Annotated in this window: 8 protein-coding genes, 2 tRNA genes, 1 pseudogene and 1 riboswitch; of the genes and pseudogenes, 4 read left to right on the top strand and 7 right to left on the bottom strand. The window is 70.4% G+C overall.

Annotated features, from left to right (window positions below; genetic code table 11):
• Nucleotides 1-13 precede the first annotated feature (13 nt).
• Nucleotides 14-1,282, bottom strand: a complete 1,269-nt coding sequence (locus LRG07_RS03205; protein ID WP_238636400.1) for a glycerate kinase — start codon at nt 1,280-1,282, stop codon at nt 14-16.
• A gap of 74 nt (nt 1,283-1,356) precedes the next feature.
• Nucleotides 1,357-1,461, top strand: a riboswitch (TPP riboswitch).
• An 89-nt stretch (nt 1,462-1,550) separates the two neighbouring features.
• On the opposite strand from LRG07_RS03205, the gene thiC reads away from it, so the two are divergent.
• A complete protein-coding gene (thiC, locus tag LRG07_RS03200; protein ID WP_238641796.1) occupies nt 1,551-3,161 on the top strand; it encodes a phosphomethylpyrimidine synthase ThiC in 1,611 nt (536 codons plus the stop codon).
• A 234-nt stretch (nt 3,162-3,395) separates the two neighbouring features.
• Here thiC and recD read toward each other — a convergent pair whose 3' ends face one another.
• The 4 genes from recD to LRG07_RS03180 form a co-directional block, all read right to left on the bottom strand.
• Entirely contained in the window at nt 3,396-5,438 is a 2,043-nt protein-coding gene (recD, locus tag LRG07_RS03195) for an exodeoxyribonuclease V subunit alpha (RefSeq protein WP_238641795.1), read from the bottom strand.
• Complete coding sequence (recB, locus tag LRG07_RS03190; RefSeq protein ID WP_238641794.1) at nt 5,435-9,157, bottom strand: exodeoxyribonuclease V subunit beta; 3,723 nt, start codon at nt 9,155-9,157, stop codon at nt 5,435-5,437. The genes recD and recB overlap by 4 nt, the downstream gene beginning before the upstream one ends.
• Nucleotides 9,144-12,638, bottom strand: a complete 3,495-nt coding sequence (recC, locus tag LRG07_RS03185) for an exodeoxyribonuclease V subunit gamma (RefSeq protein WP_238641793.1) — start codon at nt 12,636-12,638, stop codon at nt 9,144-9,146. The genes recB and recC overlap by 14 nt, the downstream gene beginning before the upstream one ends.
• 75 nt (nt 12,639-12,713) lie before the next feature.
• Nucleotides 12,714-13,091, bottom strand: coding sequence for a thiol-disulfide oxidoreductase DCC family protein (locus LRG07_RS03180; protein ID WP_201167079.1), 378 nt, complete (start codon nt 13,089-13,091; stop codon nt 12,714-12,716).
• A 202-nt stretch (nt 13,092-13,293) separates the two neighbouring features.
• Between LRG07_RS03180 and LRG07_RS03175 the strand changes: the two genes are divergently transcribed.
• Nucleotides 13,294-13,836: a CIA30 family protein gene (locus LRG07_RS03175; protein ID WP_238641792.1), complete on the top strand. Its 543-nt coding sequence runs from the start codon at nt 13,294-13,296 to the stop codon at nt 13,834-13,836.
• Between the two features lie 85 nt (nt 13,837-13,921).
• On the opposite strand, the gene LRG07_RS03170 is transcribed toward LRG07_RS03175, so the two are convergent.
• A tRNA-Ala gene (locus tag LRG07_RS03170) sits at nt 13,922-13,997 on the bottom strand.
• A gap of 43 nt (nt 13,998-14,040) precedes the next feature.
• Nucleotides 14,041-15,480 carry a glutamate--tRNA ligase gene (gene gltX / locus LRG07_RS03165; protein WP_238641791.1) on the bottom strand — a complete coding sequence of 480 codons (1,440 nt, stop codon included), beginning with the start codon at nt 15,478-15,480 and terminating at the stop codon, nt 14,041-14,043.
• A gap of 121 nt (nt 15,481-15,601) precedes the next feature.
• On the opposite strand from gltX, the gene LRG07_RS03160 reads away from it, so the two are divergent.
• A tRNA-Val gene (locus LRG07_RS03160) sits at nt 15,602-15,676 on the top strand.
• A 165-nt stretch (nt 15,677-15,841) separates the two neighbouring features.
• Nucleotides 15,842-16,523, top strand: a pseudogene (locus tag LRG07_RS03155) (hypothetical protein); the annotation flags it as partial.

Raw genomic sequence — 16,523 nt, 5'->3', positions numbered from 1 at the left:
CCGCGGGATTTGCCTACGGGACCAGGAGCGCGCGGAAGTCGTTGACGTTGGTCAGCGTCGGCCCGGTGTGCAGCAGCCCCCCGACGGCCTCAAAGAAGCCGTAGCTGTCGTTCTCCGCCAGGTGCGCCCAGGCGTCCAGCCCTTGGGCACAGGCGCGTTCCAGGGTGGCCGGATCGACCAGCGCGCCGGCGTTGTCTTCACTGCCGTCGATGCCGTCGGTATCGGCGCAGAGCAGGTGGAAGCCCGGGATCCCGTCGGCAGCCAGGGCCGCCGCCAGGGCCAGCTCGGTGTTGCGACCCCCCCGGCCCGAACCGCGCACGGTCACCGAGGTCTCGCCACCGGAGAGCAGCACACAGGGCGGCGGCACCGGCGCGCCCCAACGCCGGCAGGAGCGACCCATGCCAATCAGTACGCGCGCCACCTCGCGGGCCTCGCCCTCGATGGTGTCGCCCAGTACCAGCGGGGTCACACCATCCGCCCGGGCCGCCTGCGCCGCGGCCTGCAGGGCTGCCTGAGCCCCGGCGACCACATGGCATGACACGCGCCGCAGACGCGCATCATCGGGCCGCGGGGGTGGCTGCGCCTGCTCCAGCGCTGCGGTGACCGAGGGGTCGCAGGGCACTTGATAACGATCCAGGATTCGGCGCGCATCCTCCGGTGTCGAAGTATCCGGGCTGGTGGGGCCGGAGGCGATGGTCGCCGGATCGTCTCCCGGCACGTCGGAGATCAGCAGGGTGACGACCCGTGCCGGGTGGGCGCGCGCAGCCAGGCGCCCGCCCTTCACTGCCGACAGGTGACGGCGGACGGTGTTGATGGCATCGATCGGTGCACCGCTGCGCAGCAGGGCCCGGGTTGTCGCCTGCTTCCCAGCCAAGGTCAGCGGCGGTGCAGGGGCGGTCAGCAGCGCCGACCCACCCCCGGAGAGCAGCACCAGGACCAAGTCGTCCGACCCCAGGCCGTCGAGCTGGCCGAGCAGCTCCTGCGTCGCTTCAACACCCGCCTCGTCCGGCACCGGATGGCCGGCCTCGCGCACCACAATGCTGCCGGTAGCCATGGCGTGTCCGTACGGCACGATCACGGTGCCGCTCAGCGGGCCAGTCCAGTTCGTTTCGACGGCTGCTGCCATCGAGGCAGCCGCCTTGCCAGCGCCCACAACCACCGTCCTGCCCGCCCCGGGCTCCGGGAGCATGGGGGGCAGACAACGGGCCGGATCCACCGCCGCCAAAGCCGCCTGGAACCAACGCTCAAGCCACACCCGAGGGTCCTGGCGCTCCGCTCCCATGGCAACCTCCGCTTCCTGCAGGCCCTAGGGGGCATCTTTGCACACCTGATCCGCAAATGCTCTAATGCGGCTCAAGACGGAAGCGGGGGTGCCCCCCGGCCAGCCGGCCGGGGGGCTGAGAGAGTCCCTTGGAACCTGATCCGGTTCGTACCGGCGTAGGGAGCTTCCGGGTGGTGCGCGCCAGCCTCGGACTGAGCCCGCACGCTCTACACCCGCCCCGCTCCGTCTCCAAACGGCCAATGACAAGGGAGATGGAGCCTTGAACGAGATGGATTCCGCAACCACCCGTCCGCCGACCCCGGATCAGACCCGCGACACCAGCAACTGTCCGCTCAGCCAAGCCGTCCGCGAGCGTGCCTGTGCAGCCGCCGGCCCGTTCCCGGCTTCGCACCGGGTCTACCTGCAGGGAAGCCGGGAGGATCTCCGGGTGGCCATGCGCGAGATCGTCCAGAGCCCGACCCAGACCAGCGACGGGCCGCGCGAGAACCCGCCCCTGCGCGTCTACGACACCGGCGGCCCCTACACGGATGCCGAGGCCAAGCTCGACCCCGCCCGGGGCATCCACCCCGTCCGCGCTCCCTGGATCGCCGAGCGCGGCACCAGGACCCCCACCCAGCTCGACCACGCGCGTGCCGGCGTCATCACCCCGGAGATGGAGTACGTCGCCCTGCGCGAGGGCCTGTCGGCGGAGTTCGTGCGCGACGAGATCGCCCGCGGGCGGGCCGTGATCCCGGCCAATCATCGCCACCCCGAGGCGGAGCCGATGGCCATCGGCCGCCATTTCAAGGTCAAGGTCAACGCCAACATCGGCAACTCGCCGCTGAGTTCCGGCATCCCGGAAGAGCTCGAGAAGCTCATCCACGCCGTGCGCTGGGGCGCCGACACCGTCATGGACCTGTCCACCGGCGAGGCTATCCACGAGACCCGCGCCTGGCTGCTGCGCAACTCGCCGGTGCCGATCGGCACCGTGCCGATCTACCAAGCGCTGGAGAAGGCCGGACGCCCGGAAGACCTCACTTGGGAGGTGTTCCGCGACACCCTCATCGAACAGGCCGAACAAGGGGTGGACTACTTCACCATCCATGCGGGCGTACGCTACAACCACGTCGACCTGGCCCGCGGCCGTCTGACCGGGATCGTCTCCCGCGGCGGATCGGTCATGGCCAAGTGGTGCAGCCACCACCAGGCCGAGAGCTTCCTCTACGAGCGCTTCGACGAGATCTGCGAAATCCTGGCCCGCTACGACATCACCATCTCCCTCGGTGACGGCCTGCGGCCGGGCTCCGTGGCCGATGCCTCGGACGAGGCACAGCTGGCCGAGCTGCGGACCCTGGGTGCGCTCACTGAACGCGCTTGGGCGCGCGGCGTGCAGGTCATCATCGAGGGACCGGGGCACATCCCGATGAACCAGATCGAGGAGAACATGCGCCTGCAGAGCGAGACCTGCCTTCAGGCCCCGTTCTACACCCTCGGCCCCATCGTCACCGACATCGCGCCGGGGTACGACCACATCACCTCGGCCATTGGCGCGGCACAGATCGGCTGGCACGGCACGGCGATGCTCTGCTACGTCACCCCGAAGGAGCACCTGGGGCTGCCCAACGCCGATGACGTGCGCACCGGCATCGTCACCTACAAGGCGGCCGCCCACGCGGCGGATGTGGCGCGCGGCCACCCGGGGGCACGCGATCGGGACGATGCGCTCTCCCGCGCCCGCTACGAGTTCCGCTGGGAGGACCAGTTCAACCTCTCTCTGGACCCGGAGCGGGCCCGTGCCTATCACGACGAGACGCTGCCGAAGGCCTCCCACAAAGAGGCTTCCTTCTGCTCGATGTGCGGGCCCCGCCACTGCGCCATGGCGATCAGCCAGGAGCTGTGAGCCGGACCGCGGCGCCCCAATAGGTTTGTGCTATCACAGCGGTTCAGAATAAAGACTGTACGCATCGGGGCGCGATGCTTAAGGTAGGAACCGTAACGTTCGAGCTATCGCCAACGATCCTCCGCAACACCGGCGGCCGCCCCCAGCCGCCACCAGCGTTTCCGACTCCACATGACGATGACGTTCGCCGCCCTCCAGGGCGGCTTTTTTTTGTGCGCCCTCACCGGCGGCCGCCTAGCCGAAGTCCTCGAGCATGGCCCGCAGGCCACCGCCACGCACCGTACGCTGGCGCACCGCCGCCTTCAGGACGCCCGGTTGCGACTCCAGCAACGTGAACCACTGACTGGCCCGGGTGATGCCGGTGTAGAGGAGCTCCCGGGTGAGCACCGGGCTGGGCCGATCCGGCAGCAACAGCGCCGCGTGGCGAAACTCCGAGCCCTGGGCCTTGTGCACCGTCAAGGCGAAAGCCGTCTCCACCGACTCCAGCCGATGGGGCGGGATCCAGCGGATCCGCCCGCTGCCATCGGCGGCGCGGAAGGCAACCCGCAGCACCGCCTGCCGGTCCTCCTCGGCGCCCTGCGCCTGGGGCCCCTGCACCAGCGAACGCGGGACCCGAAGGGCGATGCCGATATCCCCGTTGATCAGCCCCAGGCCATAGTCGTTGCGGGTGACGATCACCGGCCGCCCCTCGTACCAGGCCCCCTCCCCGTGGATCAGACCGCGCTGGCGCAGCGCTGCCGCCAGGCGCTCATTCAGGGCCTCGACCCCGTACGGTCCACGCCGCAGCGCCGCCAGCAACTGGAACGCCCCGTGCGTCCCCAGCACCTGCGCGGCCCAGTCGGCGTAGGCCGCGGCGGACGCATCCCGGCCCGGCCGCAGCGCCTGGATCTCCTGCAGATAGACCGCATGCCCGACCCCGGTCTGCCCGCCGTCCACCGCCCAGTCGATCAGCGCCGGATCGTGCTCGCCGTCGGCGAGCTTCACCCGCGCCAGATCGCCCTCGTGCCCATAGCCCCAGGCCTCGACCGCCGCCTGGTCACCGGCATTCACCGCCCGAGCCAGGCGCCCGATCCCGCTGTCGGCACCGAAGCGGTGACTGTGCCGCAGCATGACGACGTGTTGGTCGATCCCCCCGCCGTCGCGATCGATCAGCGCCGGCGGGATGCGCTGACCGCTGACCGCCTCCAGCCACTCGGCGCTCTCGGGCCGATAACCGCCCTGATCCGCCCGGGCGCAGAGCTCGCCGAGGATGGCGCCGGCCTCCACCGAGGCCAACTGATCCTTGTCGCCGAGCAGCACCAGCCGGGCCCCATCCGGCAGGGCCTCCAGCAGCGCCGCCATCAGCTCCACATCGATCATCGACGCCTCATCCACGACCACCACATCGGCGGCCAGGGGCTCCCCGGCGTGGTGGCGGAAGCGCCGCCCGCCGCCTGCGCCCAGCAGCCGGTGGACCGTCACCACCTCGGTGGGGATCCGCGCGCGCAGCTCAGCGCCGCCCTCCAACGCCTCCAGGCCCAGCCGGTCCACCGCCCCGGCGATGCTCGCGTTCAGCCGCGCCGCCGCCTTGCCGGTGGGCGCCGTCAGACGGATGCGCAGGGCCCCGCCGTGGAGCCCCTGCAGCAACGCCAGCAGGCGCAACACCGTCGTGGTCTTGCCGGTCCCCGGTCCGCCGGTGATCACGCTGAAACCGCCCCCGGCGGCCACGGCACAGGCGACCCGCTGCCAATCCGGGCCACCGTCCGCCGGCGCGCCGAACAACCCATCCAGCCAGCGCCGGACCGCGGCCGGGTCGAGCTGCGCGCGCCACTGCGCCGCTGCATCGACGCGCTGGCGCACCGCCTGGGCGATGGTGCGCTCGCAGGCCCAGTAGCGGCGCAGGTAGAGCCTCGGTCCGTCGCGCACCAGCGGTGTGGATCCGGGGCCGCTGCCCACCAATTCCGGGCACGCCAGCTGCCGCTCAAAGGCATCCCGACCGCCGGCGGCGGCCAGGAGCTCCCCGGGAGGCCTCACCGGCTCGGGGGTTTCGGCGGTCTCCGGCGGCAGGCTGAGGACCGGCTCGGCCCGCTCCCAGAGTTGATCGAGATCCAGGCAGACATGGCCACGGCCGGCCTGATGACTGGTCAGCGCCGCGGCCAGCAGCAGCAACGGCGGCGCATCGGGCACCTGCTCACGCAGGAACTCCGCCAGGGCCCCGTCCAGCGGGCGCAGCCAGCCCAGCGCCTCGGCCTCGCGCAGCCACTGGAGGATCGCCTGCTGATCGAAGCGCTCGCTCACGACGCCTGCTCCTGCTGCCCATCCGGCCCGTCGCGCAGCCACCCATCGAGCTCCTCGATCAGGGCCCGCGGCGGACGGGCGTGGAACACGCCCTGCCCCGGCGCCTGTACGCCGCGCAGAAAGAGATAGAAGCCGCCACCGACGTGGCGGTCGTAGTCGTAATCCGGCAGGCGGGCACGCAGGAGCCGGTGCAGCGCCAGGGTGTAGATCACCAGCTGCAGGTCGTAGCGGCGCTCCAGCACCTCGGCCTCCAGGTGCTCCGGGGCGTAGTGTCCATCGCCACCGCCAAGCCAGTTGGACTTGTAGTCGGCGACGTAGTAGCGCCCCTCATGGCAGCAGACCAGGTCGATGAAGCCCTTGAGCATGCCGTTGAGCCGCGCCGGGGCCACCGGTGGACGGGCCCGGCCCGGCAGCAGGTGCTGGCACACCCGTTCATCAAGCCGCTCGGCGCGCAGCGGCTGGGTCTCGATCAGGAACTCCAGTTCCGCCTGATAGGTCTGCAGCCGTCCCAGCGCGAGGGGCGTCTGCGCACCGGGCAAGGAGAGCTCGGCAGCGAGCAGCGCGCGCAGCCAGCCCTGCACCGTCGCCGTGTGATCCTCCCAACCGCGAAAGCGGCAGCGCCGCTCCACCTCGGCATCCAGCCCTTCGGGCTGCGACCCGGCCACGGCCAGCCCCAACTGCGTCGCCGCCCACTCCAGAAGGTTGTGCAGGAAGGTGCCGGCATCCGGACCGCGTGGGAAGCCGTGCCAAGAGCCGGCCGTCCCCCCGGCCTCCTGGGCCGGCGCCTGCCCCGACTCCTCGCGCAACACGTCCTCGGCCGCGCTCGCCGGCGCCGGGTGGGCGCTCCCGCCGGTATCGTGGCGGACCAGGGCGCTGTAGCTGGCGATCCACCAGGCATCCGCGGCCCGCCGCCGGGGCCGACACGGCTCGCCGAGCGGCGGCAGCGCCGGATCCCCGACGAAACGACTCGGGGCATCGAGCAGCGGCTCGCTGACAGTGATCCCCGGATCGACGGCCGCGACTCGCTCCAACACGGTCTCAAGCCCCCCGGGTTCCACCCCATCCGGCCCGGCGAGCAGATAGCCCGCCGCGCTGCGCTCGAGCAGGCTGCGCTTGTTGTTGCCCTGGGTGATCGGCGCCATGCCGACCCAGCAGGCGTGCTGGGCGCGGGTCAGGGCGACGTAGAATAGCCGCAGGTCCTCGGCCAGGCGCTCGGCATCGGCCACCTCGACGTCCTCCGCATCGAGCTCGAAACGCCAGCGCAGCCGCCCGTCCCGATCCGGCACCCGGCGGGGCGCGTCCCCCGCGCTGACCGCGCGGAAGGTGCAGGCAAAAGGCAGGAAGACCAACGGATACTGCAGCCCCTTGGACTTATGGATGGTCACCACCTTGACCAGGTCCTCGTCGCTTTCCAGGCGCAGGATCTGATCCTCGACGCCGTTGCGGGCCCGCTGGCGCAGCTCCACGAGGTGGCGGATCAGCGCCTGCTCACCGTCGTGCTCGCGCGCCCACTGCTGCAACAGCTCGGCGAGATGGAGCAGATTGGTCAGCGAGCGCTCGCCGCCGCCAGTGGCCAACAGCCGCTGCGGCACGCCGAAGTCGTGCAGGAGGCGGTGGAGCATCGCCAGCACCCCGCGGCTGCGCCAGAGTCGGCGATACCCGCCGAACTGCTCGATGCGCCGCTCCCAGGCCAGCTCATCGGTGACCAGCCGGTCGAGCTCGCTCAGCGCCAGCCCGAGGGTGGGCGTGGCCAGGGCCGCCCGCACCAGGCCCTCCTCCGTCGGCTCGGCACAGGCGCGCAGCCAGCGCACCAGATCGTCGGCCTCGGCGGTGGCCAGCACCGAGTCGTTATCAGACAGGTAGACACTGCGCACATCGCGGGCGGCCAACGCATCCTGGATGGCGCGCGCCTCGTGGCGATCACGCACCAGCACCGCCATATCCCGCGGGCGCACCGGCTCCAGGCGACCATCCGGGTGGCGGAACCCGGTGACGGCCGGCCGCGCGGCACCGCCGTTGAGCAACGCCACCATGCGCGCGGCACACGCCTCGGCGTAGACCGGGAGGTAGGCGTTTTTCGCCACCGACACGCCAGGGTCGTGGCACCAGAGGTTCAGCGCCGGGTGCTCCGCCCCCGCCTCCTCGAAGCACTCGGCGCGTCCCTGGGCCTGCACCGGGTGGAAGGGCAACCCGCCCCCGGGGCCACCCCGGAAGGCGAAGGCGCCCGCGGGCCAGTTCTCCTCGGCCCGGGCGAAGAGCTGGTTGACCGCGCCGACCAGCGCCTCGCTGGAGCGGAAGTTGCGCGGCAGCGTGTAGTGCCGCCCCGCGGTGGCCGCCCGGGCGCGCAGGTAGCTGTGGATGTCCGCCCCGCGGAAGCCGTAGATCGCCTGCTTGGGATCCCCGATGAGGAACAGCCCCAACCCGGGGTCGTTGTCCGTGATCCGGTACACCGTCTCGAAGAGCTCGTACTGGACCGGGTCGGTGTCCTGGAACTCGTCGATGAGCGCCACCGGGAACTGGCTGCGGATGGTCTGCGCCAGACGGGCGCCGCCGGGGCCGCGCAGGGCATCGCGCAGCCGGGTGAGCAGATCCTGGAAACCGAGCTGCGCCCGGCGGCGCTGCTCGGCCTGGAAACGCCGGGTGATCCAGCAGGCGGCGGCGCGCAGGATTGCCACCCCGGGTGCATCCAGTTCCGCGTGACGATCCAGCGCCTGGAAGGCGCGATGGAGCGAGGCCGGCAGGCTCTGGCCCTTCTTGTGTCGCGACGGGTCCGCCAGGCCGGCGGCGCTCATGCGCTCGAGCAGGCCCGGGTCGGGCTTGCCCTGATCATTCAAAGGCACCGGTTGGGCCGGATCGTCCGCCCAGGCCGCCATGCGCTCAAGTAAGCGCTGTGGGTTCTTGTACTTATTGCCGTTGAGCACCCGGCGGTGCAGATCGAGGAACTCGGCCTCCACCGCCTCGCGCTCCTCGCGCCAGGGCGCCTTGATCGCCTCCAACGCCTCGTGCCAGGCGCTCAGGCGCTCGGCCAGGCCGTGGGGCTCGAGCAGGCAGCCGTCCGCGTCGTCGATGAGCTCCTCATCGGCGCCGATCAGGCGCGACAGCGCCCGCTGCAGGGCCTCCGGGTCCGCCGCGCCCACCGCGTGCCGGAAGAGCTGGAAGGCCGCCGGGTCGAGGGGATAGACGAAGGTCCGCCAGTAATCGCGGACCGATTCGGCGAGCAGATCGCCGGGGTCGGTCTCCAGATCCTGGGTGAAGAGACTGCCGCTATCGAAGGCGTGCTCGCGCAGCATCCGATAGCACCAGGCGTGGATGGTGGCCACGGCCGCCTCGTCCATCCACTCGGCGGCCAGCTCCAACACCCGGGCGGCCTGGGCCCGTTCCGAGTGCTGCGGATACGCCCGCAGCAGCCCATCGAGAAACGGATCCACCTCCGCGGCCTGCTCCGGATCCCGGAAGACCGCGGCCGCCTCCGCCAGGCGGCTGCGTATGCGCTCGCGCAGCTCGCGGGTGGCCGCCTCGGTGAAGGTCACCACGAGGATCTGCGGCGGGGTCAGCGATCGCCCGAACGCGGCCTCACCCCCGTGGTTGAGGACCAGGCGCAGGTAGAGCGCGGCGATGGTGTAGGTCTTGCCCGTCCCGGCGCTGGCCTCGATCAGCCGCGACCCGTGCAGCGGGAAGCGCAGCGGCTCGAGCGCGCTGGCGTCCTCAGCCGTGCCCATCGCCGTCCTCCGTGTACGCCTGGACCGCCCGCTGCAGCGGCGCGTAGAGCGCCTCGCGCCAGATCGGGAAGCCCTCATCCTCCAGCCAGTCCGCCGCCCGCGGGAAGGCGCGCAGGTCGTGGGCGTCGGCGGCCCCCCGGGTGTAGGTGTCCCCGGCGTAGACCCGTTCGGCTGCGGCCGCCGGATCACCGCGCTCCTCGTCCTGCGCGGTCAGCCAGGCGCAGGTTGGCTGGCAGGGCACCGGCAGCGGTCGGCGCTGCGCCTGCGCCCAGCCAGCAAGCAGCTGGCTCAGGTGCTCGCCGGCCTGACCCGGCTCCAGCGGCGCCAGGGCCACGTCGAGGTCGTGCCCGATGATCACGGTCGTCAGCGGCTCGCCGGCCGCGTTGGCCATCAGGTGGGTGACCCAGGGTGCGGCCAGCAGGTCAAAGCGCCAGCGTACCTCCCGGCGGTTGACCGCCAGGCGACTGAGGTGGTGGGTCAGGCGCACACGCCGCTGCCCGTCACTGCGGATCCCATCCACCCCGCCCTCCAGCTGCCAATCCCCGTAGCGGTGCGTCAGCCGCTGCAGCGGCTCCAGCTCCTGGGCGAAGGTGGCCAGATGCCGGTGGTAGCGCTCCAGCTGCTCATCGGCCTCGAGCTGGAGCGTCTCGGCCCAGACGGTGCCGGCTGGGCCCAGCGGCAGCGCGCCGGTGCGCTGCAACCGCTGCGCCTCGGCGGCCAGGCGTTCGCGGCGTATCTCGGGATCGCCGGCCGCCTCTCGCCCGGCCAGAAAGAGCGCCTCGCGCATCTGCCAGCGGGTCAGCCCGTCGAGGCCGAAGGGCTCCTGGTCCTCACTGGCCAGCGGATCGTCGTCGAAATGGACCCCCAGGCGACGGTTGAAGAAGGTCTGTACGGGCTGCTTGAGCAGCGCCCCCAAGGTTTCGGGCGTGACCGGCGCCGGCGGCTCCTCCACCGGCCGCTCGGGCAGCGTCGTGGCCAGAGGTTCGGACTCGCTCTCATCGCCCTGATGGGCCGCCCACCACTCGCGGGCGTAGGTGAAGTGGCGCGCCGAGGGGTCGGTCTGGAAATTCTGGCGGCTGAACGGCTGCAGCGGGTGCTCGACGGTCAACGCCTCGAGCAGACCGCCGCCGTGCTCATCGTCGGCCAGGCGCCAGCCCGCGGCCAGGTGATCGCGCAGCTGACCGACCAGCACCGAGGGCGGACGCGGCTCGTTATCGCGTACGCTGCGCCCGACCCAGCTGATGTAGAGCCGATCCCGGGCCGAGAGCAGCGCCTCGAGGAAGAGGTAGCGATCGTCCTCGCGGCGCGAGCGGTCGCCGGGCCGGTAATCATCGGCCATCAGATCAAAATCCAGGGGCGTGGGGCTGCGCGGGTAGTCGCCATCGTTCATCCCCAGCAGGCAGACGTGGCGAAAGGGGATCGCGCGCATGGGCATCAGGGTGCAGAAATTCACCGCCCCGACCAGGAAGCGCTGGCTCAGTCGCGTATCCTCCAGCGCCTGCAGCCAATGCTCGCGCACCACGTTCAGCGGCAGCGGCTCGGCGAACGCCCCGCTCTCGCAGTCCCGCTGCCACTTCTCCAGGGCATCGCGCAGCCGCTCCAGGGTCAACGACTCCCCCTCGCCGGAGGGCTCGAAGTAGGTCCCCAGCAGCCGCTGCAGCCGCTCGCCCCACTGCTGTGGGGTGGCCTCCGCGCGCAGCTCGCCCCAGGTGCCCTCCAGGGCGCCGACCAGCCGCTCGAGACGCCCGACGAGGGCGGCGTCCAGCCCGCCCACCTGCGCATACGGTTCGACCCCGGACCACGCCTCGCCGGCGCCGACGGCGTAGCCGAGCAGCATACGGCGCAGGCCGAAGCGCCAGGTGTTCTGCTCCAGCCCCTCGGGCAACTGCAGCCCGGCGCGCTGATCGCGGTTGAGCCCCCAGCGGACCCCGGCCTCCTCCGCCCAACCGTGCAGGGTGGCGAGATCCGCCTCGGTGATCCCAAAGCGCCGGCGCAGCGCCGGCGCCTCCAGCAGATCGAGCAGATCACTCAGCCCGCAGCGCGACTCGGGCAGGCTCAGAAGCTGCTCCACGGCGATGAGCAGCGGATCCAGCCCCCGCTCGCCCTGGTCGGCCACCGTATAGGGGATATGGCGCGCATCGCCGGTATCAAAACGGCCGAAGACGGCCTCGATGTGCGGGGCGTAGGCGTCGATATCCGGCACCATCACGATCACATCGCGCGGGCGCAGCGACGCATCCTCCGAGAATGCGGCAAGCAGCCGGTCATGGAGGACCTCGACCTCGCGCTGGGCGCTGTGGGCGAGATGGAACTGCAGCGACGCATCCTCGCACCCGACCGCCGGCCAGACCTCCCGGGTCTCGGCCAGCGGCCGCAGCTGGAGGATATCGTCCTGGAGCTGGCCGAGCAGCGATCCGGTCTCCGGGTTACTGAAGAGATCGATGCGCTCGCCCGCCTGGGCCAGGGCCCGGTGGGGATGGGCGTGGGGGTCTTCGTGGGCGTCCAGCAGACCGATGTAGTCGCGGCCCTGCTTGCCCCAGGCGGCGAGCAGGGGGTGGGCGTGGTTGTGCAGCTCCTCCGCCTCCAGCACCTCGGGCATGCCGGCCTTGCGCGGCCGCCGCCCGGGGCCGGCACGCAGCAGATCCTTATCGGCGATGATATCCGCCCAGTAGAAGGCGCAGGGGTTATGGACGAAGACGAGCACCTGGGCGAAACGCGAGAGCTCCTGCAGCGCCTCCAGGGTCTGGCGCGGTAGCGACGAGATGCCGAAGACGATCACCCGCCGCGGCAGACCGGCCGGCGCGGTGTCCAGGCTTGCGATGCGCTCCCGGTAGAGCTGATGGACCGTGGCCTGGCCCGCCTCACCCGCCACCTCGGCAAGCTCCGCGCACACGGCGCGCCAGAGCGAGGCCTGCCAGCGCTGCGTCTCGGCCAGATCGCGTGCCTGTCCCCGCGCATCGCGGCAGACGTCTTCGCCCCGCGACCAGTCCGCCAACCAGTCCGCACGGTAGACCTGGTACTGATCGAAGAGATCGGCGATGCGTGCCGCGAGCTGGTAGCGCTTGCGCCCATCCGGGTCGTCGGCCAGGAAGCCGCGCAGCGGCTCGAACCCAGGCTGATCACCAAGTGCGGGGAGCAGGCGGGCCAGCCGCCAGAGGAGCGGATCCTTGCCGAAGGGCGACTCGCGCGGGGCGCCCTCCGGGCCGAGGACCGCGCGGTAGACCGACCAGAGAAAGCGCGCCGGCAACTGCATCGAGACCGCCGCAGCGATCCCGCAGCCGCCCTGCTCCGCCTCCGGGTGTCGCGCCAGGGCCAGGCGCAGCCACTGGGCCATGCCATTGCTCTGGACCAGGAAGACCTCGTCCTCAAGCGGCGCAAGCGGGTGGCGCTGCACCCACTCCACGGCCACCTGCCGCAGGTCCTCCAGGCGATTGCCATGGATGGTCAGAAAACCAGGTTCGATGGGCTCCTCGGCCGCCAAGCGGGGCTCCTTTCCGCCGGAGTCTGAACACGCACCCGCGCCTGCCCCACCCGGGTGCGGTCCAGGCCCCTGCGCCTAGCGGCAGTCCCCCTGTACCGAGCAGCTCCGGCTGTAGCGACGGCGTGCGTACCAATCGTAAAGCGGCTCCATGGGCCTGACCAGCCCCAGCCCGCGCACGACCCGCGACGCCCAACGCCAGTAGGGAAGATAGGACCAGACCAGGGCAAAGGCGTCCACGCCGCTGCGCATCACGCCATCGGCGTCCCGGCAGTGGAAGCGCTGCATGGCCTGATCCCAGGTCAGCTCGGTGTCGTCGAGCGCCCCCGGTGCGTGCAGATCGCGCCATTCCACCGCTCCGGCGGTATCCAGGCGCTGATAGAGGCCGATCTCGCGACTACAGACGGGGCACTGCCCATCAAAGAATACGACCGGTCGTGTGGTGGATGCGGTCATCGTGGGCTCCTCGCCGTGTTTGTCTGGAACAATTCTAGATCTCAGCCTAGCATCAGACAGCCCACAAAACACGGGGCATCTACCCTGCCGGCGCGCCGAGGGCCGCCGGGCCACCCTGGCCATCGGCCACGCCCGCGGATAAGCTGAGATCACCATCGCGGACCACTGGCCCGCAGCCATCCAGCCCCGGAAGGAGCCCGCCATGTCCGGAACGGAATCACCCGCCGCCTACCTCCTGGACGACTTCACCGCCGCGGACGGCCGGGCGGCGATCGGCACCGCCTGGCAAGGGTTCACCGACCGGGTCATGGGCGGGCGCTCGGACATGCACGCCGGCATCGTCGAGACGGACCGGGGGCCAGCCCTCCGGCTCAGCGGCCAGGTCCGGCTCGAGAACAACGGCGGGTTCATCCAGAGCCGACTGCCCCTCGCCCCATCCGGTGAAAGCTTCGACGCCTCCGCATGGTCGGGTTTCGGCGTCACCGTGCGTGGAACGCCCGGCCCGTACTGCCTGCACGTGCGAAGCGCCGACACCCACCAACCGTGGCAGCACTACCGCGCCCCCTTGGCCGTCGCGGAAGACTGGCAGGACGTCGTGGTCCCCTTCACGGCCTTCGAACCACGGGGACTGCAGGCGGACCTCGATCCGGCACGGCTCACGTCGGTGGCCGTGGTGGCCTACGGGGCAGCGTTCGAGGCGCGGGTGGAGGTCGCCCGGCTGGAGCTTAGCGCGGCCCACCCCTGAGCCGCGGCGGGCGCCCGAAAAAAGAAAAGCCCCGAGCCGGAAACCGACTCGGGGCTTTGCGGAGGACTGTATCGCCCTGCTTGTTTGGTGGAGCCAGGCGGGATCGAACCGCCGACCTCCTGCATGCCATGCAGGCGCTCTCCCAGCTGAGCTATGGCCCCGTTGCGTTATGTGTGCGTATTCTAGGGATGGCCCCGGGGGTCGTCAACACCCCTCGGAGCCATTTACCCCCACATTCTCCCGAACCCACTCGACGGCCGCGCTGAGCCGCGCCACGGTCTCCTCGCGCCCGAGCAGCTCCAGCGTGGCATCGATCGGCGGCGAGACGGCACCGCCGGAGACCGCCACCCGAATCGGCTGGGCCACCTTACCCATCTTCACCTCGAAGGCCTCGGCCGCCTCGGTGACCACCCCGTGGATCGACTCGGCATCCCAGCTCGGCAGCCCGACAAAGAGGTGCTGGCAGTGCTCGAGGATCTCGGCGGTGCCCTCCTTGAAGTTCTTGCGCGCGGCCTTCTCCTCGTAGGCCTCCGGGCGGCGGTAGAAGAACAGGCTGTTGTCGGCCATCTCCACCAGCGTCTTGGCGCGCTCCTGCTGGGTGCGCACCACCGCCTCCAGCGACGGCCCCTCGGCAGGGTCCACGCCCCGCTCGGCGAGGAACGGCCCCAGGTGGCGGGCGATGTGATTCGGCGCCGCGCGCATGATGTGCTGCTGGTTGAGCCACTGCAGCTTGGAGGGATTGAAGGTCGACGCCGAGTGGTTGACGTCGTTGATGTCGAAGAGCTGGATCAGCTCCTCAACGCCGAAGACCTCCTGATCGCCGTGGGACCAGCCCAGCCGCACCAGGTAGTTGAGCAGCGCCTCGGGCAGATACCCCTCGTCGCGATATTGCAGCACGCTGACCGAGCCGTGGCGCTTGGACAGGCGCTTGCCGTCCTCACCGAGGATCATGGGCACGTGGGCGAAGCGCGGCGGCTCGACCCCCAGGGCCTGGTAGAGGTGAATCTGCCGCGGCGTGTTGTTCAGATGGTCATCACCGCGGATGACATCCGTCACCCCCATCTCCAGGTCATCGACCACCACGGTGAAGTTGTAGGTCGGCGAGCCGTCGCCGCGTGCGATGACCAGATCATCGAGCTCCGAATTGAGGAACTGGACCTTGCCGCGGATGGCGTCCTCGACCACCACGTGACCTTCCAGCGGCGTGCGGAAGCGGATCACCGGCTCATCGGCGACGTCCCCGGAAGGCGGCCCATCCAGATCCCGGCACCGGCCGTCGTAGCGCGGCTTCTCCTTGCGCGCCTGCTGCTCGGTGCGCAGCCGCTCCAGCCGATCCTTGGTGCAATAGCAGTAATACGCCTGCCCGGAGTCGAGCAGCGTCTGCAGGTGCTCGCGGTACCGGTCGTAGCGCTCGGTCTGGTAGAAGGGGCCCTCGTCGTAATCGAGCCCGAGCCAGGCCATGCCCTCGAGGATGGCGTTGACCGCCTCCGGCGTGGAGCGCTCGCGATCCGTGTCCTCGATCCGCAGCACGAACCGGCCCCCGTGACGGCGGGTGTGCAGCCAGGAGTAGAGAGCGGTCCGGGCACCGCCGATGTGCAGGTAGCCTGTCGGGCTGGGCGCGAAACGCGTGCGGATCATGGTCATGGTGGCCTGTCTTCCTTCTTCTCCCCGTGCTGAAGGCGCGTATGCTACCAAATGCACCACCGCCCACGCGCCCCATTTGACGCAGGGAGACGGCGCCGGTACACTGCGTAGTTCCAGAGTTGGGCGGCTAGCTCAGCGGGAGAGCACTGCCTTCACACGGCAGGGGTCGCTGGTTCGATCCCAGCGCCGCCCACCAACCAAATCAACGGCTTAGAGCCATCTCCGAGTCGGAACCCTTCGCTTCACAGACCTTTGCAGGGCGCTTGCAGGGGCTGAGGGAAGGGTTCGCTTTGCGTTCGGTGCAATTCGGTGTGATCGAGGATCCCTTCCCTTTTGCATTCACCTGCAGAAGGAGGGTTCCATGGGAACCATCATCGAACGCAAAGGGCCTGCGGGCCAGACCGTCTACCAGACCCAGATCGAGGTCATTAACCCTTACGACCGCAAGCGACGTCGCCACGCGCAGACGTTCGATACCCGACGCGAGGCCCGAACCTGGCTGCGCGAGCACGAGGGCGAGATCCGTCGGGAGCTCAAGGCCAATCCGCAGGACGTCTCCAAGCTCACGCTCGCCGACGCCTGTCAGCGTTACATCACCGACATCTGCCCCACCCTCAAGGGCGGCGATTCCGACTCGGCACGCCTGAGCCGCTGGATCCGTTCGCATCCGCTGCGAGATGTACCGCTCAACGAGATCCACCGCGGACAGCTCTCCGACTGGCGTGATGACCGCCTGGAGGTGGTCAAGCCCAGCACCGTCAACAAGGAGCTTGGCCTGCTCAGCCGTGTGATCGAGGCCGCGATTCAGGACTGGGGGTATAACCTCAAGGAGAACCCCGTACGACGTATCCGCAAGCCCCGATCGGGCGGTGCGCGGGACCGTCGTCTGCGCGGCCCGGAAGAGGAATACCTCCTGCGCGCTGCTCGCCCCGAGCGCCAGCCGGGGCACCACAACCACCCGGCCCGCAACACCTCCATGGAGGCGATCCTGATCCTCGCCATCGAGACCGCCATGCGGCGCAGCGAGATCACAAGCCTGCAGT

The sequence above is a fragment of the Halorhodospira sp. 9622 genome, from assembly GCF_022228025.1.
GTDB lineage: Bacteria > Pseudomonadota > Gammaproteobacteria > Nitrococcales > Halorhodospiraceae > Halorhodospira > Halorhodospira halophila_A.
The sequence above is the reverse complement of the archived record's forward strand: the minus strand, read 5'-3'. Positions and strand labels throughout refer to the sequence as shown.